Source organism: Flavobacteriales bacterium, assembly GCA_029248105.1.
Taxonomy (GTDB): Bacteria; Bacteroidota; Bacteroidia; order Flavobacteriales; family UBA7312; genus UBA8444.
Genome location: JAQWJZ010000035.1, coordinates 1 through 24,362, shown reverse-complemented (window position 1 = coordinate 24,362; position 24,362 = coordinate 1). Strand labels below are relative to the sequence as shown.

At 36.5% G+C, this 24,362-nt stretch carries 23 protein-coding genes, 2 tRNA genes and 1 pseudogene; 9 read left to right on the top strand and 17 right to left on the bottom strand.

Features of this window, described 5'->3' with window-relative positions; translation table 11 throughout:
* Positions 1–51: 51 nt before the first annotated feature.
* The 3 genes from uvrC to P8I29_06575 form a co-directional block, all read right to left on the bottom strand.
* Positions 52–1,848 (bottom strand): excinuclease ABC subunit UvrC, encoded by a 1,797-nt coding sequence (gene uvrC, locus P8I29_06585; GenBank protein MDG1917459.1) that lies wholly within the window; start codon positions 1,846–1,848, stop codon positions 52–54.
* A 20-nt stretch (positions 1,849–1,868) separates the two neighbouring features.
* Positions 1,869–2,132 carry a hypothetical protein gene (locus P8I29_06580; GenBank protein MDG1917458.1) on the bottom strand — a complete coding sequence of 88 codons (264 nt, stop codon included), beginning with the start codon at positions 2,130–2,132 and terminating at the stop codon, positions 1,869–1,871.
* 324 nt (positions 2,133–2,456) lie between these two features.
* On the bottom strand, positions 2,457–3,629 hold the full coding sequence (locus P8I29_06575) for a lamin tail domain-containing protein (protein ID MDG1917457.1): 1,173 nt from the start codon (positions 3,627–3,629) through the stop codon (positions 2,457–2,459).
* 73 nt (positions 3,630–3,702) lie between these two features.
* Here P8I29_06575 and P8I29_06570 point away from each other — a divergent pair, with 73 nt between their 5' ends.
* Together P8I29_06570 and P8I29_06565 are read left to right on the top strand one after the other, a co-directional pair.
* On the top strand, positions 3,703–4,686 hold the full coding sequence (locus tag P8I29_06570) for an aspartate-semialdehyde dehydrogenase (protein ID MDG1917456.1): 984 nt from the start codon (positions 3,703–3,705) through the stop codon (positions 4,684–4,686).
* Positions 4,683–5,450 (top strand): sulfotransferase domain-containing protein, encoded by a 768-nt coding sequence (locus P8I29_06565; protein MDG1917455.1) that lies wholly within the window; start codon positions 4,683–4,685, stop codon positions 5,448–5,450. Before P8I29_06570 ends, P8I29_06565 begins: the two co-directional genes overlap by 4 nt.
* On the opposite strand, the gene P8I29_06560 is transcribed toward P8I29_06565, so the two are convergent.
* The 4 genes from P8I29_06560 to P8I29_06545 are packed head-to-tail and all read right to left on the bottom strand — an operon-like array spanning position 5,451 to position 10,199.
* A complete protein-coding gene (locus tag P8I29_06560; protein ID MDG1917454.1) occupies positions 5,451–6,035 on the bottom strand; it encodes a lipoprotein signal peptidase in 585 nt (194 codons plus the stop codon).
* A gap of 6 nt (positions 6,036–6,041) precedes the next feature.
* Positions 6,042–6,419: a TraR/DksA C4-type zinc finger protein gene (locus P8I29_06555; protein ID MDG1917453.1), complete on the bottom strand. Its 378-nt coding sequence runs from the start codon at positions 6,417–6,419 to the stop codon at positions 6,042–6,044.
* A 4-nt stretch (positions 6,420–6,423) separates the two neighbouring features.
* Positions 6,424–9,780: an isoleucine--tRNA ligase gene (ileS, locus tag P8I29_06550; protein MDG1917452.1), complete on the bottom strand. Its 3,357-nt coding sequence runs from the start codon at positions 9,778–9,780 to the stop codon at positions 6,424–6,426.
* Positions 9,780–10,199 (bottom strand): RidA family protein, encoded by a 420-nt coding sequence (locus tag P8I29_06545; protein ID MDG1917451.1) that lies wholly within the window; start codon positions 10,197–10,199, stop codon positions 9,780–9,782. The genes ileS and P8I29_06545 overlap by 1 nt, the downstream gene beginning before the upstream one ends.
* 106 nt (positions 10,200–10,305) lie before the next feature.
* Here P8I29_06545 and P8I29_06540 point away from each other — a divergent pair.
* The 3 genes from P8I29_06540 to P8I29_06530 all read left to right on the top strand — a co-directional run bounded on the left by P8I29_06540 (position 10,306) and on the right by P8I29_06530 (position 12,638).
* Positions 10,306–10,379, top strand: a tRNA-Ala gene (locus tag P8I29_06540).
* Between the two features lie 218 nt (positions 10,380–10,597).
* The gene (locus tag P8I29_06535) at positions 10,598–11,101 is read left to right on the top strand and encodes a YceI family protein (protein ID MDG1917450.1); all 504 of its coding nucleotides are present in this window, start codon (positions 10,598–10,600) and stop codon (positions 11,099–11,101) included.
* Between the two features lie 166 nt (positions 11,102–11,267).
* A complete protein-coding gene (locus P8I29_06530; GenBank protein ID MDG1917449.1) occupies positions 11,268–12,638 on the top strand; it encodes an OmpA family protein in 1,371 nt (456 codons plus the stop codon).
* Between the two features lie 59 nt (positions 12,639–12,697).
* Here P8I29_06530 and P8I29_06525 read toward each other — a convergent pair whose 3' ends face one another.
* The 6 genes and pseudogenes from P8I29_06525 to P8I29_06500 all read right to left on the bottom strand — a co-directional run bounded on the left by P8I29_06525 (position 12,698) and on the right by P8I29_06500 (position 17,820).
* Positions 12,698–13,744 (bottom strand): M42 family metallopeptidase, encoded by a 1,047-nt coding sequence (locus P8I29_06525; GenBank protein ID MDG1917448.1) that lies wholly within the window; start codon positions 13,742–13,744, stop codon positions 12,698–12,700.
* 11 nt (positions 13,745–13,755) lie between these two features.
* Positions 13,756–15,177: a pyruvate kinase gene (gene pyk / locus P8I29_06520; protein ID MDG1917447.1), complete on the bottom strand. Its 1,422-nt coding sequence runs from the start codon at positions 15,175–15,177 to the stop codon at positions 13,756–13,758.
* 2 nt (positions 15,178–15,179) lie between these two features.
* Positions 15,180–15,572 (bottom strand): IPExxxVDY family protein, encoded by a 393-nt coding sequence (locus P8I29_06515; GenBank protein ID MDG1917446.1) that lies wholly within the window; start codon positions 15,570–15,572, stop codon positions 15,180–15,182.
* A 38-nt stretch (positions 15,573–15,610) separates the two neighbouring features.
* Positions 15,611–16,339, bottom strand: a complete 729-nt coding sequence (gene rnc, locus P8I29_06510) for a ribonuclease III (GenBank protein MDG1917445.1) — start codon at positions 16,337–16,339, stop codon at positions 15,611–15,613.
* A pseudogene (gene fabF / locus P8I29_06505) lies at positions 16,339–17,576 on the bottom strand (beta-ketoacyl-ACP synthase II). Before fabF ends, rnc begins: the two are co-directional and overlap by 1 nt.
* 13 nt (positions 17,577–17,589) lie before the next feature.
* Positions 17,590–17,820 carry an acyl carrier protein gene (locus tag P8I29_06500; protein MDG1917444.1) on the bottom strand — a complete coding sequence of 77 codons (231 nt, stop codon included), beginning with the start codon at positions 17,818–17,820 and terminating at the stop codon, positions 17,590–17,592.
* A gap of 132 nt (positions 17,821–17,952) precedes the next feature.
* Here P8I29_06500 and purN point away from each other — a divergent pair, with 132 nt between their 5' ends.
* Both purN and rnhA read left to right on the top strand, forming a co-directional pair.
* Entirely contained in the window at positions 17,953–18,531 is a 579-nt protein-coding gene (purN, locus tag P8I29_06495) for a phosphoribosylglycinamide formyltransferase (GenBank protein ID MDG1917443.1), read from the top strand.
* 1 nt (position 18,532) lies between these two features.
* Positions 18,533–19,012 carry a ribonuclease HI gene (gene rnhA / locus P8I29_06490; protein MDG1917442.1) on the top strand — a complete coding sequence of 160 codons (480 nt, stop codon included), beginning with the start codon at positions 18,533–18,535 and terminating at the stop codon, positions 19,010–19,012.
* On the opposite strand, the gene P8I29_06485 is transcribed toward rnhA, so the two are convergent.
* On the bottom strand, positions 19,007–21,448 hold the full coding sequence (locus tag P8I29_06485; protein MDG1917441.1) for a M1 family metallopeptidase: 2,442 nt from the start codon (positions 21,446–21,448) through the stop codon (positions 19,007–19,009). The two genes, rnhA and P8I29_06485, sit on opposite strands and share 6 nt — an antisense overlap.
* Positions 21,449–21,506: 58 nt before the next feature.
* Between P8I29_06485 and P8I29_06480 the strand changes: the two genes are divergently transcribed.
* On the top strand, positions 21,507–21,974 hold the full coding sequence (locus P8I29_06480; protein MDG1917440.1) for an acetyl-CoA carboxylase biotin carboxyl carrier protein subunit: 468 nt from the start codon (positions 21,507–21,509) through the stop codon (positions 21,972–21,974).
* A 1-nt stretch (position 21,975) separates the two neighbouring features.
* Here P8I29_06480 and P8I29_06475 read toward each other — a convergent pair whose 3' ends face one another.
* Positions 21,976–22,902, bottom strand: a complete 927-nt coding sequence (locus P8I29_06475; protein MDG1917439.1) for a PfkB family carbohydrate kinase — start codon at positions 22,900–22,902, stop codon at positions 21,976–21,978.
* A gap of 73 nt (positions 22,903–22,975) precedes the next feature.
* Here P8I29_06475 and P8I29_06470 point away from each other — a divergent pair.
* Positions 22,976–23,049 (top strand) — tRNA-Asn (locus tag P8I29_06470).
* A gap of 63 nt (positions 23,050–23,112) precedes the next feature.
* On the opposite strand, the gene P8I29_06465 is transcribed toward P8I29_06470, so the two are convergent.
* Together P8I29_06465 and P8I29_06460 are read right to left on the bottom strand one after the other, a co-directional pair.
* A complete protein-coding gene (locus P8I29_06465; GenBank protein ID MDG1917438.1) occupies positions 23,113–23,850 on the bottom strand; it encodes a hypothetical protein in 738 nt (245 codons plus the stop codon).
* Positions 23,847–24,362 (bottom strand): thioredoxin fold domain-containing protein, encoded by a 516-nt coding sequence (locus P8I29_06460; protein ID MDG1917437.1) that lies wholly within the window; start codon positions 24,360–24,362, stop codon positions 23,847–23,849. The genes P8I29_06465 and P8I29_06460 overlap by 4 nt, the downstream gene beginning before the upstream one ends.

The window sequence follows — 24,362 nt, the reverse complement described above, 5'->3', positions numbered from 1 at the left end:
TGGTTTATATTCACAAAGCTAACGAAAGAAGAGGGTTAAAATTGTATTGATTTAATTTATTTTTTGTTGCAGTATCAACTGTGTTTTACTCTTGCCAATTAGCTTCTCCAATTCGGTTTGCTTAGCTTCCATAACTCGTTTTACAGAACCAAAATGACTGATTAAGACATCTATTGTTTTTGGTCCTATACCTGAAATAGTATCTAAAGAAGTGCCTAAACTATCTTTACTTCTTCTGTTACGGTGGTGGTTAATGCTAAAACGGTGAGCCTCATTTCTTAGTTGTTGAATGATTTTCAAACTCTCGGAACGTTTGTCCAAATACAAAGGAATGCTATCGTGAGGAAAATAGATCTCTTCCAATCTTTTGGCAATGCCGATGATAGCAATTGTTTTTTCTAGCTTTAGTTTTTCTAGGCTTTTTCTTGCTGAACTGAGCTGTCCTTTACCCCCATCAATAACAATAAGCTGTGGCAGGTCTTGACCTTCATCTAATAGTCGTTTGTACCTTCTGTAAACCGCCTCTTCCATAGAAGCGAAATCGTCTGGACCTTCTACTGTTTTGATGTTAAACAAACGATAGTCTTTTTTGCTTGGTTTGGCGTTTTTGAAAACAACACAGGCCGCCACAGGGTTAGTTCCTTGTATGTTGGAATTATCAAAGCATTCAATGTGTCGAGGTTTTTCTTTAAGGTGTAAGTCTTTTTGCATTTGTTCTAACACTCGTCTATTGTCCAAACGATGGCGAACTTCTTCATTTTTACGAATGCGGTCTTTTTGCAGGTGCATAGCATTTCTGTAACACAAAGCAACTAGCTTTTGTTTGTCCCCAATTTTAGGTAGGCTTATTTTTAAGTCTTGCCATTTAGAATCGATGGGTATGTTTACAAAAGCCTCTTTGGAGGTGCTATTGAAGCGTTGACGAATTTCTGTAATTGCCATAGTTAACAGGTCTTCATCGCTTTCGTCCAGTTTCTTTTTAATTTCCATAGCATGAGACTGTATGATAGCGCCATTAGAAACCTTGAAAAAATTGACATAGGCATAGTCGCTATCCGAAGCTATACTGAAAACGTCCACATCGTTGATCGTTGGGCTAACGATAGCAGATTTAGATTGATAGTTTTCTAACATTACTATCTTTTCCTTAATCGTTTGAGCTTTTTCGTATTCCATTTTTTCGGAATAGGTCAGCATCTCTTGCTTGAGGTGTTGTACTACAGAACGGATATTACCTTTAAGGATTTGCCGAATATGTTGTATCCCTAAATCATAATGCTCATTGTGTTGTTTGCCCACACAGGGAGCTAAGCAGTTTCCAATATGGTATTCCAAACACACTTTGAATTTGTTGTTTTGAATATTCTCTTCTGAGAGGTTGTATTTGCAGGTGCGTAAAGGGTAAAGCTGACGAACAAAACTTAATAAGGTACTGACCAGTCGAGTATTGGTGTAGGGCCCAAAATATTCAGATCCATCTTTTATCAATTTACGAGTAGAAAAAATACGAGGAAAAGGCTCTTTTTTAATACATATCCAAGGGTAAGTTTTGTCATCTTTTAATAAGATGTTATAGCGTGGCTGATACTTTTTTATGAGGTTGTTTTCCAAAAGCAAAGCGTCCATTTCGGACTCTACAACAAGCGTTTCTATACGTGCTATTTTTTTTACTAGCACCCGTGTTTTGCCATTCTCTGACTCTCGATGAAAATAGGAAGACACTCTTCTTTTGAGGTTCTTAGCCTTACCTACATACAGCAATTTATCGTCCTTATCGTAATAGCGATAAACGCCCGGCTCTTTTGAAAGGTTAAGCAAAACGGATTGTATTTCTTCTGAAACTTTCATTAAGTCCCAAAAATACGGATTTATAGGTCTTGCTCTGAAGTATGCTCTTGGAAGTCCTTGTCTACAGTATTATTTTTTGTTTCTAAGGGCTTCAATACTTGATACAATCGGAATACGTGGTTTAAAAACAAGTAACTGAAAAAGAATAAAGAAAGCCAAGAAAATAGCGTTTGTTCGTGAAGAGTGTTAAATTTTATCCATTGGTGAGTACCGCACCAATAGGCTAAAAAGATAACAGCAAAGAGGTAAAAGAAAATTTTGATAAGTCTGAAACTGTTTTTCATGGTTTAGGATTTTAAGTTTGATTTCAAATTTAAATATAATTTATCGACCAACCACTATAGTTTGCTTTTCTACAATAGGTGTTTGTGTGTTATGTGTAGCCTCAAGCCAAATTATATAGCGCCCTGCCCTTGCTCTCTCTGCTCTGTCGGTGGTTCCGTCCCAAAAATAGGTGCTTTTTGTTCCAAAAAGTTGATTATTTACTACTGTTTTGATTGGAAACCCTGGGTATTAAAAATGAGTATTCGACCTCGATAGCCACTTTCAGAAAAGCAAAGTTGAAGGCTAAGCACATCGTCCAAACCATCGTTGTTAGGGCTAATAATTTATGGACTTAGAGTCATAGTGTGTAGGGGCTCAATCAGCAAATGGGCTTGAGAGTTAGGCAAAGTAGGGGTTGAAAATCCAACTTGCTCGGCAGCAGAATGCCAATTTTTGACAGCGTTGATTTCAGTACTAATTCGTTCCAAAGAAACCCCCTCAACATCTTGTAACAAGTCGAAATGCATTTTTTCGTTGTAATGAAACTCATCAATAATATTTGAATCTAGGACTAAAACTACACTTCCCTCATCGTTATTATAGCTAGGCATACTTTCTAACTCAGTTATTCGGTGTTCTAAAGCAAATGGGTGATAATGCAATAAGCTTTCTTTGGACGTGCATAGTACACGTATTTCTTGAGGTTTCATAAAAATGTATGAGTCCGTAATACTTTTAAAATTGCTTGGTTTAAGGGCATAATAATTAGCAATTTGTAGGTCTTTAATACACAGATCTTTTTGACTTCTATTGATGATTTCTACAAAATCGTTATCGCCATCTATAGGGTTAAATAATACCTCATTAATAACAATATCAAGAACTTGGGGGCGTAGAAAGGTGTCGAGAAATGAAAAGCCTTCAACCCATAAATTATCAAAGTAAAATTTCTCGGAACGTGTTTGAGTATAAACACATTCTATACCAAAATGTTGGCTCGTCAAATGGCTATCATCGAAACACTGCCCTTGAACGATAAAACTATTATCTGAAACTCGATGTGCACTTAATTGCCAATTGCCAATACTGTCCCTTTTCACTAAAAGCCTAAGCGCTACGCTATCCAAATCCAAAAAATCATCTGCTCCATCTATCAGTTTGGTGGTTGTTTCATTTTGGGTTTTAAACAAACTGACTTCATCTGTAGTCCCTCCTAATTTGACAAAATAGCCATTGCCCAAAGAATCCGAAGAAAAATGAATCTGAGTATAATTGCTAGAGGAAGGGTTGAAGTCCATAGCAATATCAATTTGCCAATATCCGTTTATTAATGCTGAGGAAGTGTGCCAAATAGTGGCTTTATCCGAAATGGCTGGTGCTAAAAGATGCAATTGATTAAGGCTATCTATTTCAAAATGAGCGGTATCTGCAATCCAATTTTCTAAAGACTGAAAATCATCGGTAAATTGAGCTAATAAATAAAAAGGGCATAGTGTGAGAAGTAGTAATTTTTTCATTTGTCGAAATTAGAGGCTTTAGTTCTAGGCTTTTCAAATATAGTCCTTATTTTTGGTTGAAAATATTCATCGAATGAAAGTCGCAGTTATAGGTGCAACAGGTATGGTTGGGCAGGTTATGCTCAAGGTTTTAGAGGAACGGTCTTTTCCTTTAGATGAATTAATAGTGGTTGCTTCTTCCAGGTCCGTTGGTCAAACTCTAAGTTTTAATAGTAGAGAGTTGACCATAATATCTCTTGAAGATGCCCTATCCCAAAAACCCGATTTGGCTTTGTTTTCGGCAGGCGGTAGTGTTTCCTTAGAGTGGGCTCCTCGCTTTTCAGAGATAGGCACAAAGGTGATTGATAATTCTTCTACTTGGCGACTTACTCATGCTCTTATTATACCAGAAATCAATGGCGATACTTTAACACAAGAGGATGAAATTATTGCTAACCCTAACTGCTCGACCATACAGCTTTTAATGGCATTAAAACCCTTGCACGATACTTATAAAATAAAACGTGTAATACTTTCAACGTATCAGTCTATTACGGGTACAGGTGTTAAGGCGGTCAAGCAATTAGAAAACGAAACAAAGGGCATTAAAGGAGAAATGGCGTATCCTTATCCGATTCACGAAAATGCACTTCCCCATTGCGATATCTTCGAAGATAATGGTTATACCAAAGAAGAGATGAAGTTGGTTCGAGAAACCAAAAAGATTATGGATGATGATAGTATTGCGCTTAGCGCAACAGCCGTTAGAGTTCCTGTCAAGGGCGGACATTCTGAGAGCGTCAATGTAGAGTTTAATAGCGATTTTGAATTATCCAAAGTGCGCCAACTTTTACATGAATTCCCCGGTGTTAGCTTACAAGATAATACGGATGTAAATACCTACCCTATGCCGATTTTTGCTGAAGGTAAAGATGATGTATTTGTGGGTCGAATACGTCGGGATTTCTCTAGGGAAAATACGCTGAATATGTGGGTAGTTTCTGATAACTTGAGAAAAGGGGCGGCCACCAATGCCGTTCAAATTGCAGAATACCTTTACAAAAATAAGCTCCTATGATTATCAGCCATAAACACCAATATGTTTTTGTAGGACTGCCTTTGGCGGCGTCCACAGCTATATCGAAAGAGCTGTGCGAACAGTACGAGGGTAAACCTATTCTTGCTAAACATTCCATATATCAAGACTTTTTGAAGATAGCGACAGAACAAGAGAAGAACTATAAAGTTATCGCTTGTAGTCGCAACCCTATGGATATCTCGGTTAGCTACTACACTAAGATGATTAACGATACCAATGGTAATTTTAGTAATGAAAAGCTATTGAGAAAAAATGGTGGACATCTGAAAATGAGGGATTATAAACTGTCTAAATATTTGATAGAAAATAATAGTAGCTACACCGATTTTTTAGAGCGTTACTATCAGATTCCTTTTGATAATTGGCTGTCTATCACTGCGCCACATTGCGATTTCATTATACGTTTTGAACATCTTCAAGCCGATTTTGAAAAGGCTCTTAAACATTGTGGGATTAGCCCAAAACGCCCCTTACCTAGTGTTAATAAAACAGCTAAAAAGAAATCATTTGAAGATTTTTATAATAAAGAAAATAGGACTTTAAGCCTTTCTATTTTTGGTCCTTATATGCTCAAACACAAGATGGATTTTCCTAAAACTTGGCGGGGGTTAAAAATCAGTTGGTACAGTCAATTTTTATTTCATGTGGCAGGATACGCCAGAGCCTTTTATTGGAAAAACAAAAGTTACAGAAATACCAAGCCCCAGAAGGTCTACAAAGAATTAATAGAAAAGCACCCGTAATTATTTGAAAAATGAACGGTGAAAAATCAAAATATTGATTACTCCCGTACTGATAGCGGCATCTGCTATATTAAAAACTGGTCTGAAGAAAATAAAGTGATTGCCTCCAACTAAAGGTAGCCAACTGGGAAAGTGACCATTAATTAATGGGAAATAAAACATGTCTACTACTTTCCCTTGTAAGAAACTGGAATATCCTCCTTCAAAAACCGTAGCTAACTGACCGTAACTTTCCGAAAAAATCATACCATAGAAAGCGCTATCTATCATGTTGCCAATAGCCCCTGCTAGTATGAGTGAGATACTATAAACGATTCCTTTCTTTATTGGAGTATTAGCTAATTTATACCAATATATACCAATAGCTACAATGGCAATTAGCCTGAAAATACTAAGAATGTATTTGCCTAAATTCCCACCGAACTCCATGCCGAAAGCCATGCCTTTATTTTCAGTGAAATGAATGATAAACCAATCAAAAAATTGGATTTCTTGACCAATCATCATATTGGTCTTAATCCAAATCTTTAGTATTTGATCTAGGATTAAAACGAATGCAATAAGTAATGCTGATTTTTTTAACATTGAGCTTTATTGTGCACGCTTGGCTTCAATACTTAGTGTTGCGTGTGGGACTAATTTAAGACGTTCTTTCTGAATTAGTTTTCCTGTTACTCTACAAATGCCATAGGTTTTATTATCTATTCTTTTTAGGGCATTGTATAGGTTATGAATAAACTTTTCTTGTCGCAAAGCTAGCTGTGCATTTTCTTCTTTTGATAGCGTTTCCGAGCCTTCTTCAAACCCTTTGAAAGTAGGCGAAGTATCGTCTGTTCCGTTATTGGAATCGTTGGTATAAGCACTTTTGATTAGCTCTAAATCTTTTTCCGCTTTATCAATTTTGTCTTGAATGATTTGACGAAATTCTTCTAATTCTGTATCGCTATATCTTGTTTTCTCGCTTGACATATCTTTATATTTTTAATAATTCTATTCTGGTGTATACTCCCTGTGTAAGTTCTATTTCTGGTTTGTTTTGTAAGGAATCATAAGGGGTAATACGTATCTCATCAGCTAAAGTTTCAGAGCAAATATAATTTAAATTATTATTAATCGCTGTTGCTAATTTTTCTTCAGCACTTAGTGTGATTTCTATACGGTCTGTAACCTCAAAACCTTGATCTTTTCTAATGTTCTGAATACGGTTTACCACTTCTCTTGCTAAGCCTTCGCTAATCAAGTTTTCGCTAAGGTTTATATCCAAAGCAACCGTATTACCATTCATAGAGGTGACCACCCAACCTGGAATGTCCTCTGTAGTGATTAATACATCGCTGAGGTCTATTTGAATTTCAGTATCTCCCAAATTTAAAGAATAATTCCCTTGTTGTTCTATGGTATTTATATCGTCAGAACTGAATTGGGCAATCGCTTGAGAAATGGCTTTCATTTGTTGCCCAAACTTAGGCCCTAGTGTTTTGAAGTTAGGCTTTATCTTTTTGACCAAGATATTTGAATCAGAAGTCATAAACTCCAACTCTTTGACATTCACTTCAGATAATACCAAATCCTTAACGTCTTGCACTTGCTTCTTAACCTTATCGTTTAGCACAGGCACCATCATTTTTTGAAGTGGCTGTCTTACTCTTAGGTTTTCTTTCTTTCGTAAAGAGAATACCATAGATGTAAGGTCTTGCGCTAGTCGCATTTGCTCTTCTAGGTCAGTATCAATACCATCGGAATTTACGCTTGGCCATTGAGCCAGGTGAACAGATTCTATATCTGATTTTTGAGACACACTGTTGAGATCGGCAAAGAGCTTGTCCATAAAAAAAGGAGCTATAGGTGAGGATAATATTGAAATGCTTTCTAAGCAGGTATAAAGGGTTTGGTAAGCTGAAATTTTATCCTTGCCATAGTCACCTTTCCAAAAACGTCTTCTACACAGTCTAACATACCAGTTGCTGAGGTTATCATTAACAAACAACTGAATGGCACGTGCCGCTTTGGTTGGTTCAAAATCATCTAATGATTCGCCCACTTCTTTAATAAGGGTGTTTAATTCTGATAATATCCATCTATCAATTTCTGGTCTTTCTTCCAAAGGTATTTCATCTTCTTTGTAGCTAAAACCATCAATGTTAGCATAAAGAGCAAAAAAGGCATAGGTGTTGTAAAGCGTTCCGAAAAACTTACGCTTGACCTCAGCCAATCCATCCAAATCGAATTTGAGGTTGTCCCAAGGTTGGGCGTTACTAATCATATACCATCGAGTAGCGTCTGCACCGTATTCTTCTAAGGTCTCAAATGGGTCTGCTGCATTGCCCAAACGCTTGGACATTTTATTGCCGTTTTTATCGAGCACTAATCCGTTAGATACTACATTTTTAAAGGCCACGCTATCGAACAAAATACTAGCAATAGCATGTAAAGTAAAAAACCAACCTCTGGTTTGGTCTACCCCTTCTGCTATAAAATCAGCTGGGTACGATTGCTCAAAAATTTCTTTATTCTCAAAAGGATAATGCAATTGAGCATAAGGCATAGAGCCCGAATCAAACCAAACATCAATAAGGTCTGTTTCTCTGCGCATCACTTTTCCATTAGCCGATACCAACACTATATCGTCCACAAAAGGCCGGTGCAAATCAAAGGTGGCATAATTTTCTGCCGACATATCGCCCACCACAAAATTGGCTAGTGGGTTTTCCGACATAAGGCCTGCTTCTATAGATTTTTCTATTTCAGACTTTAACTGCTCCATAGAGCCGATACAAATTTGTTCTTCTCCGTCCTCTGTTTTCCAAATGGGTAATGGAATTCCCCAAAACCGTGAACGTGACAAATTCCAATCGACTAAGTTTTCTAGCCAATTACCAAAGCGCCCTTCGCCCGTTGATTTTGGCTTCCAGTTGATGCTTTTGTTAAGCTCTACCATACGAGCTTTGGCAGCTGTCGTTTTAACAAACCAACTTTCTAAAGGGTAGTATAAGATCGGTTTGTCCGTTCTCCAACAGTGAGGATAGGAGTGCTCGTATTTTTCAGCTTTAAAACACCTGTTGTCTTCTTTTAACTTGATAACGATTTGAATGTCGGCGGACTTTTCTGGGGCTTCACCATCGTTGTAAAATTCATTTTTGACATACATGCCTGCAAAGTCCGTTACTGCATCTACAAATCTACCTTGAGTATCGACTAAAGTTAGTGAGCCAATTCCATTTTGCTTGGCTACCAAATTATCATCCGCACCAAAGCTAGGAGCTAAATGAACAATTCCTGTTCCATCTTCTGTTGTAACAAAATCCCCAATTAAGACTCTAAAAGCATCTCCGTCTTCAGGCTGAGCATAGGCTAATAACTGCTCATACTGTAAGCCCTCTAATTCAACGCCTTTGACTTCTTTAATGATTTCGAATGGAATAGCTTTATCGCCTTCAGAATATTCTGAAAGTTTAAGTTGGCTGTTTTTCTCTGGAAAATATTTGCTAAACAGCGCTTTAGCAAGCACTACTGTTATCGCTTTGAAAGTATAGGGGTTAAAGGTGTTGACCACCACATAATCTATTTTTTTTCCTACCGCCAAAGCTGTATTAGATGGCAAGGTCCATGGTGTTGTAGTCCATGCTAAAAAGAATACTTCTTCATTGCTGTTTTGAAATAAAAATTCCGATTCAGAATTTCTAACTGCTTTAAATTGAGCAATAGCTGATAGGTCTTTTACGTCTTTGTAACAGCCTGGTTGATTCAGTTCGTGAGAGCTTAAGCCTGTTCCTGCTTTTGGAGAGAATGGCTGTATGGTATGCCCTTTGTAAAGCATCTCTTTTTTATCCATTTGACTCAATAGCCACCAAACACTTTCAATATATTTATTGTCGTAGGTTACGTAGGGGTCATTCATATCTACCCAATAGCCCATTTTGTCGGTCAAGTCTTCCCATACATTTTTGAACTTCATGACATTTTCACGACACTTTTTGTTGTAGTCCTCAATAGAAATTGTAGTTCCAATGTCTTCTTTGGTAATGCCTAACTCTTTTTCGACGCCAAGCTCTACCGGCAAGCCATGAGTATCCCAACCTGCTTTACGATTAACCTTATAGCCTTGTAGGGTTTTGAATCGACAAAATATATCTTTAATCGCTCGCCCCATAACGTGGTGAATACCAGGCATACCGTTGGCTGAAGGTGGACCTTCATAAAAGGTGTAAGATTTATCTCCATCTCTAGTAGAAAGGCTCTTTTCGAAAATAGAATTAGCTTTCCACTTTTGGAGGACTTCTTTGTTAATTGCCGATAAATCGAGCTGCTTATATTCTGGATATTTTTTCATTAGTCAATGGTAGCAATTACTTTGAGTTCGATGGCAATAGGCGTAGGCAAACAGTTGATTTCTACTGTGGTTCTACAGGGTTGATTGTCCGCAAAAAATTCAGCATAAACCTTATTGTAGATCTTAAAATCGTCTTTCATGTTGGTCAGAAAGACGGTTACATCAATGACCTTATCCCAAGAAGAGCCAGAATCTTCAACGATAGTACGAACATTATTAAAAACCGAACGGCATTGGGCTTCTATATCATAAGACACTATATTACCCGCTTGGTCGAGTTCTACCCCAGGTATTTTTTTTGTGCCTCTTTCTCTAGGGCCGACGCCCGATAAAAACAAAAGGTTGCCATGTTGTCGAGCGTGTGGGTACAACCCTACTGGCTCTGGCGCTTTAGTTGATTCTATTTTCTTACTACTCATATGCCTAAAATTAATTGTGCGAAAATACTCATTGCTAAGCAGAATAGCAATCTAATAAAATTAGACAAAAAACGCTTGAAAATAAATATATTTGTATTCCAAATATGGGGATGTAGCTCAGTTGGCTAGAGCGCTTGACTGGCAGTCAAGAGCTCGTGGGTTCGAATCCCATCTTCTCCACAAAATAACCCCTCAATTGATAATAAGTTGGTGCAATATTTGTCCTATTTGTACGTATTTATTTTAAGTACTAACTTTGTACCCTGAATTAATATATACTTTAACAACAAACAATACTAGATATGAAGCTCTCAAAACCAACCTCTATTCAATTATTTAAAAGATCAATTTTTGCACTTATAACTATCGGGTCTTTCGTCCTTCTTCAAAGTTTTTCAATGGTTACTGAAGATGTTAAAATTAAAAGTAGTGTTATCAATTGGTTAGGAACCAAGGTTACGGGGTCGCATGAAGGAACTGTAAATTTACAGTCTGGCTTTTTGAAGTTTGAAAATAATGATTTAGTAGGCGGAGAGTTTGTTATTGACATGACAAGTATTGCTTGTACAGATTTAAGCGGTAAAGGCAAAGCAAGTATTGAAAAACATCTTATGTCCGATGATTTCTTTAGTGTAGATGCTTTCCCTTCTGCTAGTCTAAAGATTTTAGATGTTAAAAAATATGGTCTGGACGACTACCTTGTAACCGCAAACATTACCATTAAAGATATCACTCAAGCTATAACTTTTAAAACTACAGTTAAAGATGATGAGGCTAAAGCAACACTTATCATTGATAGAACCGAGTTTGGCATTATTTATAAATCCGGTAACTTTTTCGAAGAACTAGCGGATAAAGCTATTTATGATGGGTTCGAAATGACAATCAATTTAAAGTTTTAAGTGCTAATATTGCTTTTTGCGATTTAAACATGCTTAAGCAAGCAGCCTTTTTCATATCTTAGCGGTCTCCATTTCCACTTAAAGCTTTCCATTTTTATTTATGTATTTAGTGCTAGCTCTAAACATTTAGGCTAGTCGGCTGTTTATTAACTTAAAAATGAAATACATGAAAAAACAATTACTAATTGCTATTGCTATCTTTCTTTCGCTAGATATTATAGCTCAATCTTTGGATAAAAAATGGGCTATCGGGTTCAAATTAGGAGCTGAACAGTACGCTGGTGAACTAGGGAATGGGTTTGAGCCTTTTTCTCAAGACAAATATTTTTTAAACGGCCTTACTCTTTCTAGAAAAGTAAGCGATCGGGTTGACCTAACATTTAGTGCTGTGAGAGGCGAGGGTTATACCTTTGATGAATATGAAAAAAGCGATAAGTTTTTACTCAAAAAACTAAGCTTATTAAACCTCAATGCCAAATACCATTTCTTCGATTACGACGAGTCTGTTTGGAGGCCTTTTGTATTTGCAGGATTTGGATTTTTGGCTTATGACCAAAACAATGCTGATAAACTATCTGATCAGGTACAATATCCAGACCTCGGTTTTGGACTATCCATTAAGCTAGGACCAATAGTCAGTCTTACTTTAGATGAAACATTTTTGTTTATTGACTACGACAAAGCAAAAACAAGCAATGCAGAAAACGAAATGTATCTTCAACATGCTATAGGCTTATCTTTCAATCTAGGAAAAATGAAAGATAGTGATAATGATGGAATAAGTGACAAATACGATGAATGTCCGAGTACGTTTGGAATAGAAGCCTTTGAAGGCTGTCCTGACTCTGATGATGATGGCCTAAAAGACTCTGATGATTCCTGTCCACAAGAAAGCGGACCAGTTGCATTAGGCGGTTGTCCAGACGCTGATGGTGATGGTATTCCAAACAAAAACGATCAATGTCCTAATATAAAAGGCTCTAAGTCTTTAGGCGGTTGTCCTGATAGTGATTTTGATGGTGTGGCTGATAAAAACGACGATTGCCCTAATGAAAAAGGAAGCAAGGCTCTTAAGGGTTGTCCAGATACTGATAAGGATGGGATAATCGACAAATTAGACTTATGTCCTAAGGTTAAAGGAACAAAGAAAAATAAGGGTTGTCCTGAAGAAAAGAAAGAGGTAGTTAAAACCGATAAAACACCAAAAGTTTCTCTGTATACTGTTTACTTTGAAAGCGCTGACGCTGATATAACATCTGCCTCTAAAAAGGTCTTAAATACAATTGTCAAAATGTTCAAAAAAGAAAGTAAATACCGACTGAACATTGAGGGCTATACAGATTCTGAAGGTGATGATAAATTAAATAATGTGCTTTCTAAAAAACGAGCAAGTATTGTCAAAGACTATCTAGTCAAAAACGGAATTTCTAAAGATAGGTTGGTTACTTCTGGTTTCGGTGAACAAAAACCAATTGCTGACAATAACACTGAACAAGGAAAAGCTAAAAACAGAAGGGTTGAACTTTACATAACGTAATACATGCCTTACAACTCTAGTTATGTACAATAAAAAAGCCCTCAATTGAGGGCTTTTTTTTATTTAAAACTCCAATCGTACTTATCTAAGTCTTTTACTGAATGGAGTAATAGATCTATGGCGTTTTGAATATCTGTCTTGTCAGCCATCTCTATCACTTGATGAATGTGTCTAGTGGGAATAGATACTGCTCCTGCGATAGACCCACCAGGCGTAAAGCGCTGAATACCCGCTGTATCAGTTCCTCCTCCAGTTAAAATTTCTAATTGATGAGTAATCTTATGTCTTTGGGCTACCTCTTTCATATAGCTAACCATACGATAGTCGCAAATAGTTGAGGAATCCATTACCTTAATAGCTGCTCCTTTGCCTAATTCGGTAATTTTTTCGTGTGGTGCAGCACCAGGCACATCGTATGCTATTGTGGTATCTAAACCAAATCCGAAATCGGGCTGGACCTCTTGAGTGGCTACATTAGCACCTCGAATACCCACTTCTTCTTGAACGGTAAACACACCATAAACGTCATAAGGCGCATCTTTTAATTCCCTCAACATTTCTATCAAAATAAAAACAGATACTCGATTGTCAATAGACTTACAGTTAACACAGTTGCCCATCTCAATAAGCTTTCTTTCTCTCGTGATAGGGTTGCCCACTTCAATATATTTTTCTACCTCAGATTTTGGCATCCCCATATCAATAAAATAATCCGTTGTTTTGGGTGATTTATTGCGCTCTTCAGGAGTCATAACATGAATAGGTTTACTTCCCATTACTCCTACCAAATCTTTTTTACCGTGAACAATAACACGTTGTGCTGTTAATGTTTTTGGGTCAAAACCTCCTAAGGTGTGAAAACGCAAAAAGCCGTTGTCATCAATATGAGTGACGATAAAGCCTATCTCATCCATATGAGCGCCAATCATTACCTTTTTGTCTTCTTTACCCTTTTTGATAGCGGTTACATTACCCATATTGTCGGTACGCACCTCATCTACTAAAGGGCTAACCTCTCTGAGTACAATTTCTCTAATTCTTTGCTCGTGCCCTGGTGCACCAGCAGCCTCGCATATCTCAGCAAGCAATTTTACATTTATCGACATTTTATATTTGTTTATTTGAGGTAGCTTAACCTCATCATGTTAGTCATTCCTTTTTCTTTAATAGGCATACTCGCAACGTTAAGAACTAAATCTTTAGATTTTAAATAGCCTTCTTCTTTTAAAATTCGTTTGGTATCAGCAACCGTTTCATCTGTACCTGTTTCGTTATCATAATAAAAGCCCGTTACACCCCAAACCAAACTCAATGTGTTCAATATGGCATGGTTATTAGTAAAAGCATAGATTTTACATGGTGGTCGGTGACTAGAAATTTCTATAGCGTTATAGCCCGAGTGCGTCATCGTTATGATAGCTCTAGCTCCTACCTGCTCAGCTAAGGTACATGAATGATAGCAAATGGCATCAGAAATAAATCGTTGGCCATGCTTTTCTTTTAGTTCGTAAGATCGTGTTGAGGAAAACTCTTGCTCTACGTTAGAGATAATCTTACTCATGGTTTCAACCGCTTCAACAGGAAAAGAGCCGACTGAAGTTTCACCGCTAAGCATCACTGCGTCAGCACCATCCATTACAGAGTTGGCAACATCGTTAACCTCTGCACGTGTAGGGGTAACGTTGTCGGTCATACTTTCAAGCATTTGAGTTGCTACAATAACTGGTTTTGCTTTTTCAAGACAGGATTTAGCAATTCTTTTCTGAACTACAGGCACTTTTTGCATGGGTATTTCAACCCCTAAATCTCCTCTTGCAATCATAACGGCATCGGTTACATCAATAATGCTTTCCAGGTTATCTATGGCTTGAGGTTTTTCAATTTTAGCTACAACTCTAGAGTCGTGATTGGCTTTAGAAATATGGTTTTTAAGCTCTAAAATATCTTGAGCTGAACGTACAAAAGACAGACCTATCCACTCAATAGGTTGAGTGAGAATAAACTCTAGGTCTTTTAAATCTTTTTCTGTGAGACAAGGTTGTGAAATGGCTGTATTCGGCAAGTTAACGCCCTTGTTTGAGCTTAATGGTCCACCATGTATTACCTTAGTGATTACCGTATCTTTTTTATTCGTTTTAACAACTTGAATGTGAAGTTTTCCATCGTTAATCAAAACCATTTCACCCTCTTTAACGTCTTGTGGAAAACGTTCGTAGTTGATATAGGCTATATTGGAGTTACCTACACATTTATTTGATGTGATGGTAAACTCTGAACCATTTTCTAAAACTGAACCTTCTTCAATTTCACCAATTCTAATTTTAGGACCTTGTAAGTCTGCTAAAATAGCAGTGTGTACATAAAGCTCTTGGTTTATTTCTTTAATTAATTTTATTGTTTCAAGATGTGTTTTGTGATCTGCATGCGAAAAGTTTAAACGACAAACATTAACTCCTGATTTAATCATACGAGTTAACACTTCCTTGTTTGTACAAGCAGGACCCATTGTGGCCACAATTTTGGTGTTATTTTTATTCATAATTAAAATACAAATTGTTCCTTAATATTTTTATTTTCTTCCTCAAATACAGCAAGAACAGATTGTGTGTTGCGGATTGAATTTATAAAATGGCTAATGACATTTTCATCAACAGTATTGTGAAACATAAGCCAATAATCGACCTGCTTCTTCTTTGTAATTAGAAAACCGTCATGGCTTTTGTTTGCAAAGAGATAAATTGTATCTAAATCTAACTGATATTCGAATTGTGAAAACTCTAGGTCTTCCCCTTTAATATAAGGTTTAGATTTTTTAAAATCAACACGTAATGATTTGTTGATAGTCCAAGCAAATCGGTAATCTTTTAAATGACAGCTTATTCCAAAAAGGAAAAAGCTAGTGTCCAAATCTATTCGCAATAACTGTTTTGCCATTTACATCTGCTAAAATAGTCTTTCTCTTTGATATAAATTTAAGAATGTATTAATTCTTTGTAAGCCTTTTCTGCGGCTAATTCTTCAGCTCTTTTAATGGATGTTCCTATAGCTTCAGCATACTTTTTTTGTCCAATCAAAACCATAACTTCGTATGATTTTTCATGATCTTTTCCATAGGACGAAACTAGCCTAAATACGACTTGTTTTTTATGAGCTTGCCCCCACTCTAACAACTTGCTTTTATGACTAGAAACAACTTTTACTAGTTGATGAATGTCAAGATGTGGTCGTATTAATTTTTGTTCGATAAATTCTGCTGTAAATTGATATCCTTTATCTAGATATATAGCGCCTATAAGAGCTTCCAAAGCATTACCAAAAATAGAGCGATTAGAGCTTACCTGATGTTTTATGACGAACTTGGGGCTTACCTGATGTTTTAATGCGGTGTTTAAGTTGATTTTTAAGGCTAATGCATTCAGTGTTTTACGACTGACTATTTTAGAGCGAGTTTGTGTTAAAAACCCTTCATTTTCATGAGGAAATTCTCTAAAAACTAAATCAGCAACAACCGATCCAAAAATAGCGTCTCCTAAAAATTCCAGTCTTTCGTTATGAACCACTCTGCCTCTAAGAGATTTATGGGTAAGGGCTTCTTGATAAAGTTTAATATCATTAGGATAAAAACCTAAAATATTAAATAATTGTTTTTCTTGTGGTGTTTTGGAAGAGAGGGTTTTTTTAATGAAGCGAAACAAAGTCATCACGCTTTTTTGACCATAACGCAAGCGTTATGCCCACCAAACCCAAAGGTATTAGAAATGGCTGTTTTTACTTCTCTTTTTTGAGCCTTATTGAATGTATAATTCAATGTAGGGTCTATTTCTGGGTCATCCGTAAAATGATTTATGGTTGGAGGAACGATATCATTTTTGACAGATAGTATGGCGGCTATTGTTTCAATAGCTCCTGCAGCACCCAATAGGTGTCCTGTCATGGATTTTGTTGAACTAATGTTTAAGTTCTTGGCGTGTTCGCCAAAGACACTTTGAATGGCTTTAACCTCAGCTATATCTCCTAAAGGTGTTGATGTTCCATGAACATTAACATAATCAACATCATCGGGTTTTAAGCCCGAATAGCAAGGCGCATAACATTGGTTGCTCCAACACCTTCGGGGTGAGGTGCTGTAATATGATGAGCATCAGCAGTCATGGCGCCACCAACAATTTCAGCATAGATATTAGCTCCACGAGCCACAGCGTGTTCATATTCTTCTAGGATTAGAGCTCCAGCACCTTCTCCCAGAACAAATCCCTCCCTATCTTTATCAAATGGGCGAGATGCTGTTTGTGGAGAATCATTTCTTGTAGATAAAGCGTGCATAGCATTAAATCCGCCAACACCCGCTTCATTAATAGAAGCTTCTGAGCCTCCAGAAATAAAGATGTCAGCTTTGCCCCACTTGATATAATTGAAGGCATCTATTAAAGCGTGAGTAGAAGAGGCGCATGCTGAAACTGTAGCAAAATTAGGTCCTCTGAATCCGTATTTGATAGAAATATGACCAGCCGCAATATCAGCAATCATTTTAGGTATAAAGAATGGATTGAATCTAGGAACTCCTGAACCGGTAGCAAAGTCTCCACATTCTTTTAGAAATGTGTCTAATCCGCCAATACCAGAACCCCAAATTACACCCGCTCTATCTGGATTGATTTTCTCTAAATCTAACTTAGAGTCCGACATAGCCTCAGATACGGCTACCATAGCGTAAATGGCATACATATCTAACTTACGCGCTTCTTTCCTATCTAGAAAATCAGTTGGTGTAAAGTCTTTGACTTCACAAGCAAACTGTGTTTTAAAATGAGTAGGATCAAAACGAGTAATAGGTCCTGCACCACTGACACCATCTAACAAGTTTTTCCAAAAATCGGAAACATTATTGCCTATAGGTGTGAGCGCGCCTAAACCGGTAACTACGACTCGCCTGGACATATATTGTGATTTATTAAGCTTTTTCTATAAACGATATGGCATCGCCAACAGTAGCAATTGCTTCTGCTTGATCGTCTGGAATTTGAATATCGAATTCCTTTTCAAACTCCATAATAAGTTCAACAGTATCTAATGAATCAGCACCTAAATCGTTAGTGAAGCTTGCTTCTGAAGTAACTTCAGCTTCGTCAACACCTAATTTATCTACTATGATTGCTTTTACTTTTGTTGCAGTATCAGACATGAATTGTTGTTTTTATTTAATTAAGATGCAAATAAATACACTTTTTAAATATAAAACAAGTCATCTGTGTTAGTATTATTAAATAATTGTTTCTTGTCTTTAAAATAGTTGTTCTATTTTTGGGTGGTAAGAATGGTTAGACATAAAATTGCAATATTAGTTTCTGGCACGGGCACAAATGCGATGAATATTATCGAGTATTTTGAACAAAAAGAGGCTGCCCACGTTACACTTGTAATAAGCAATAAAAAGACCGCTTTAGCGCTTGAAAAAGCACAAAAAAAAGGGGTTAAAGCTGTTGTTTTTAACAATGAATCGTTTAAAAAGAAAGGTAAAATTTTAACGTATTTACATTCCCAATCCATTGATTTTATTGTTTTAGCAGGTTTTTTAATGAAAGTGCCTAAGGAAATAATACGCGCTTATCCAAAAAAGATAGTAAATATACACCCTTCTCTTTTGCCTAAGTTTGGCGGCAAAGGAATGTATGGTGGGTTTGTTCATGAGGCTGTGATTGAGGCTAAAGAAACAGAAAGCGGGATAAGTATTCACTATGTTAGTGATGAATATGATGAAGGAACTATTCTTTTTCAGTCTAAGGTTAGTGTTGTTGGGTCTGATACTGCTGAAGATCTCGCTAAGAAAGTGCAACAATTAGAGCATCGTCATTATCCTGAAGTGATAAAGAAGGTCATTAACAAAACGTTTTAAAGTGAGAATAAAAGTATATACTGATGGTTCAGCTAAAGGAAATCCCGGTCCTGGTGGATATGGGATTGTTTTACTTTCGGACGAAGGGCATCGCAAAGAAGTCGCCAAAGGTTATCGCAAAACCACAAATAACAGAATGGAGTTGTTAAGTGTAATTGTAGCTTTAGAGATGCTTAAGGCTAGACCCATGGATGTTGTTGTTTTTTCTGACTCCAAATACGTGGTTGATGCTGTCGAAAAAAAGTGGGTGTTCAATTGGGAAAAGAAGTATTTTGACAAAAAGAAAAACGTCGACTTGTGGAAACGCTTTCTAGTGGTTTATCGACAACACAATGTCAAATTTATTTGGGTTAAAGGACATGCTAATAATGTTGAAAACGAGCGATGCGACAAGCTAGCGGTAGCAGCGGCAGAAGCTAAACAACACCATGATATTGATAGAGGATATGAAAGTCAATCTCAAAACCCTACCCTACTATAGCAAAGGCTCGATTCGTGATAAGGTTTCCTCAGCTCTTAATTTTAACTCCTCATTTTTTTCGGTTTTAAGCCTACTTTGAATATCATCTTTTAATTCACTAAAACGATACTTGCTTACTCTTACCATCCAAGATGTTGGGTTTTCAAGGGCTTTTTCAAGAGAAGAAACACCATCTAAAAGCAAGCTTAAATCCTGATTTTTTAAGAATGTAACGTAATAGGCTGAAGCATAAAACAAATCGTAATTACTTGTTGTGTTTAACATTTCTTCAAAAAAGATATTTTTATCTGCCCCTCCATGTTCGGAATATAAGCCAGCGACATTGTATGTTAGTTCTTTTTCAAGGGCAGGAGCAATATCAAGAGCTCTTTGACTATCAACTTTAGATAAACCATATAGACCCGCTCCGGCCATTAATAGTGATCTTTCCTGTACTGCTGACTTAAAAAGTGGGGTGTATTCTGATTTGTTTTCTTGATCTGCTAATAGTTCAAGAGCTGCTGACTGAACTTTAGTTGAAGATGGATCTTTGGCTTGTTGCTCAATTAAACCTAAGACTTCATTAATGTCTTCTACAGCGCTTGCTTTTTCAATCCCCAACAACCTTATTCCCCAAAAATTATGGTTTAAAGCGTGTTGAACAGCTTGAACATTACTTTTTTCACTAATATTCTCTAAAGCTATTTTACTATCCATATAAAGAGGTGCGTGCATTTGCTGCAACCACCATTCGTCAGGCTTTTCGTCAAAGATTTCAGCTAGTAAAACGTGCTCAGCATCTACAATTACATTAGATGGTTCTTCTTCAACATCAAAGTAATAGTCTTGTTGAGGTTTATTCATCTCCACTAGATGGCGTTTTGGTTCACCGTTTTCATATACATCTATATAGAATGATAATCTGTGAATCGGTGTTGTAGATTGGTCTTGTATTTGTTCTAATTTAACGATTTGCTGTTTATTGTCCGCATCGAATTCATAGTCAATAACTAAAAGCGGATGTCCTGAAGCTAGAAACCATTGATTAAAAAACCAATTTAAATCTTCTCCACACACCTCTTCCATTGCGATACGTAGTTGGTGTATTTCAACTGTACTAAAAGCGTTATCGTTAAGGTATTTTTTTAAGCCGTTGTAAAAGGCGTCTTCGCCTAAATAATAACGTAACATATGCAACACTCTCCCGCCTTTGGCATAAGAATGGTTATCGAACATATCCTCTTTGTCCAGATAGTCAAAACGAATCATATCGACTTGCTTGCGTTGAGATTCTCTTAAGTAACTGTTAAGGTCAGCATCTAAATGCATATCTGCTTCCATTCGTCCAAAACCTTTTTCTCTCCATATATACTCTCCGTATGTAGCAAAAGATTCATTCAGGGGAAGGTTGGCCCAAGACTCACAAGTAACTAAGTCGCCAAACCAATGGTGAAATAGTTCATGAGCTATGATGTCATCTTCATGATCGTCAAGCAGTTCTCTATCTGTCATCTGAACGAATTCACCGTGAATAACAGCCGTAGTATTTTCCATAGCTCCAGAAACAAAATCTCGCACAACAATTTGAGCATATTTTTCCCATGGATATTCAACTCCAAGAATTTCAGAAAAGTGAGCTATCATTTGTGGTGTTCTGCCAAATATTGCTCTAGCAAAAGGATGATAATCATCTTCTAGGTAATAATCTACATCAATATCTTTCCATTTGTCAGTAGTAATGTTAAAGTCACCAACTGCTATCATAGCAAGGTAAGGAGTGTGTGCTAACTTTTGCTCCCAGTAATCGGTACGAGTGCCGTCGTCATTCTTTTCTGATTTTACTAACAGACCATTGGAAAGAGTCACAAATTCATCTTTCACAGTAATAGCGATATTTTGAGTCATACGCTCATTGGGCTTATCGATAGTAGGAAACCAACACGAACTTGCTTCTGTTTCCCCTTGAGTCCAAATTTGTTGTGGCTTATCCTCTTCACCTAGAGGGTTAATAAAATACAAGCCTTTTGCATCGGTAATAGCGTCGCTTCCTTCAATATTAAGGTCGTTAGGTTTTGCTGTATAATCGATATTTATAGTATACTCTTCGTTTCTGTCGTATATTCTATCTAGCTGAATATCTATCTTTAGACTGTCATAATGGTATTTAAGCTCTTTACCGTTTATGCTAATAGAGTGAATGTCAAATCCTTTAGCGTCTAAAACGAGTTTATCGCTAGCATAAAAATAAGGTCTTATGGTCAATTCTGCCTGACCCAAAACGTATTGCTTTTGCCAGTCAAAACTTACTGATAAATCGGTATGAATCACATCGCTAGTGCGTTTTGCAGAAGCGTTGTACACTTTATTATCAAAAGTTGTTTTATTGGTTTCGGCTTTGTGTTTAATCGAGCCTGTGCTTAATAAAATGCCAAGTGCTATTGCAATGAGAGCTTCCATATATGTATATTTTTGAGAGGTCGTAAAAATAAGAAGAATTCTTTGCTAAATTTGTGATATGAAAGGGAATGTAAATACACGCTTTGAATTTGACTTAAATAAGGATGTCAACTGGGATATTGTCGAAATAAAAGAAAGACAATTTCATATTGTTTACAATGAAAAATCTTTTGTAGCAGATGTTTTAAGCCACGATAAAAAAGCTAAAACCTTTGAAATACAAATCAATAGCAACACCTATACCGTAAGTCTAAAAGATCGTTTTGATGAGCTGCTTCATGACTTAGGAATGGACGTTAGTAATGCCATTAAAGATAATGAAGTTAAAGCTCCAATGCCAGGCAGAGTTCTTGAAATACTCGTCAAAGAAGGTGATTCTGTTTCTGAAGGAGACGGATTACTTGTGTTGGAAGCGATGAAAATGGAAAACATCATCAAGTCTACAAGAGAAGGTGTCTTAAAACATATTCAAGCTAATGAAGGTGATAGCGTTGAGAAAAATGCCATTCTATTGTCTTACGAATAGACTATACAAGTTCAATATCAAACTGAACTAAATCCACAAACTGACTGATACGGTCATTAACCTCTTTCATCTCAAGTCCGTTCATACGCTCTGTACCAAATTTCTCAACACAAAAAGATGCCATAGCTGAACCAATAATAACGGCTCTTTTCATGTTTTCAAAAGAATAATCTTTGGTAGCGCAAAGATGACCTACAAAACCTCCTGCAAAAGTATCACCAGCACCCGTCGGATCAAAGACCTCTTCTAGTGGAAGTGCAGGGGCAAAAAAGACTTCTTTATCATTGAAGAGTAAAGCACCATGCTCTCCTTTTTTAATAATCAGGTATTTAGGCCCGAAAGACAATATTTTTTTAGCTGCTTTTACCAATGAATATTCATCTGAAAGTTGACGCGCTTCTTCATCATTAATAGTTAACACATCCACATTTTTAAGGGCTACCATTAGGTCGTCCATGAAGTTATCCATCCAAAAGTTCATGGTGTCAAGGACTATTAGTTTAGGGCGTTCTTTGAGCTGGTCCAAAACCTTTTGTTGTATGCTAGGCATTAGATTGCCTAACATTAGACATTCACAGTTTTGGTAAGAGTCGGGGACTATTGGGTTAAAGGTCTCTAAAACATTGAGTTGAGTATCTAGGGTGTCTCTAGAGTTCATGTCGTTATGATAACGGCCAGACCAAAAGAAGGTCTTTTCGTTTTCTTTAACTTGAAGGCCTTCAGTGTCAACATGGTGGTTTTGCATCATTTCAATAGCGTCTTGAGGAAAATCCTCACCAACAACAGATACTAAATTTATTTTATTGTGAAATTTGGATGCTGATAAACCAATATAGGTAGCTGCACCACCAACTATTTTGTCTGTTTTACCAAATGGAGTCTCGATGGCATCGAAGGCCACTGTCCCTACAACTAATAAGCTCATAATTTGTCTAAAATTTTATTTTGGCAAATATATTGCATAATTATTAGCATTGTGCTAATATTGCAAACTGATTTTTTCCTCCTTAGCTCAGTTGGTTAGAGCATCTGACTGTTAATCAGAGGGTCCTTGGTTCGAGTCCAAGAGGGGGAGCAAAGTTCAACTAGTGTCTACCAAACAATTATAAGGCTTCACAATTAGTGAGGCTTTTTTGTTTTATCTTTTTTTATTCAACAGTATGTTAAATCCATAAACTTGATGTAGGATGGCTGCCATAAATGTTAATACAATTGATTTTTGAGCAATCACTTGCAGCATAAGGTCTGCTTCACTAAATATTTTTCCTGGGCCAATCTGAGGACCAAAAAATATAATTCTCAAATAAACAAATAGCACTATACAAAAAGCTATATACCCAAGAACATAGGTGTTGCTAAGGAAATTAGAATGGTAAATCGTAAGGCTATGAAGAATACATAGGAAGAAGAGAGTTAGAAAGGCATAATTTGCAAAAAACACATGCGCCCCATAATTAAGATCGTGAGGCACAAATCCAACTCCAGCATAAAAGAATCCTGCTAATAATCCAACAGGCATGGTGATTTTGGAATAAAAAATTGACTTGCTAGAGTCCCCGATAAGACCAAAGACTTTTTTAAAATTAAAGTAAAAGAGCATTAACGTAGCCCCAATCAAAATTAAACTTCCATTAAATAATAGCATGGACGGGGTGTTATCTTTTTGAATAATAGCTAAATTTGTTTCGTCTGTATTTGTTTTTAAACTTCCTAATTCACTCAGAAAATTATGGGTAAAGGAGTAATAATCTGATTGATAGCCAATAATTTCTTTGTGAGATCCTGGGTAAATTAATGCAGCAATTATAGAGCAAAAAAAGAATATTATAATTGATATAATGGGAAGTTTGACTAAATAAAACCTTACTTTTTTCATAAGTCTGAAAAATTAGAAATAAATTCGCTAATATACTTTCTCATATCTTGAGGACTAGAGAAATAATTATAGTCTTCTTTAACAATCATTTTTAAGTATGGCTCTAATTCTTGGGGCTTGTAATAACCAACTACAGGCATAATTGGCCCCCCATTATCATCAAAAAATACCATTGTAGGGTATGCTGATATTCCTAAAAATTGTGTAAACTCATGAGAACTATTCTTTCCTTTTCTCTTAGGATCATACTTTGGATTATTAAAAACACGATCATAAAAATAAATCTCTTCAATTCCTTCTCCATTAAATTTAACAGCATAGAAATTTTCATTTACATATTCTATCAAGTCTTTGTTAGAAAAAGTATGTTTATCTAGCAGCTTACATGGACCACACCAATTAGCATAAACATCCATAAAGATTTTTTTAGGTTCTTTTTTTTGTGCCTCTAAAGCTTCTGGAAATGATATCCAATTTATTTCCTGTGCCTGAAGGCCAAAACTGATTAGTAT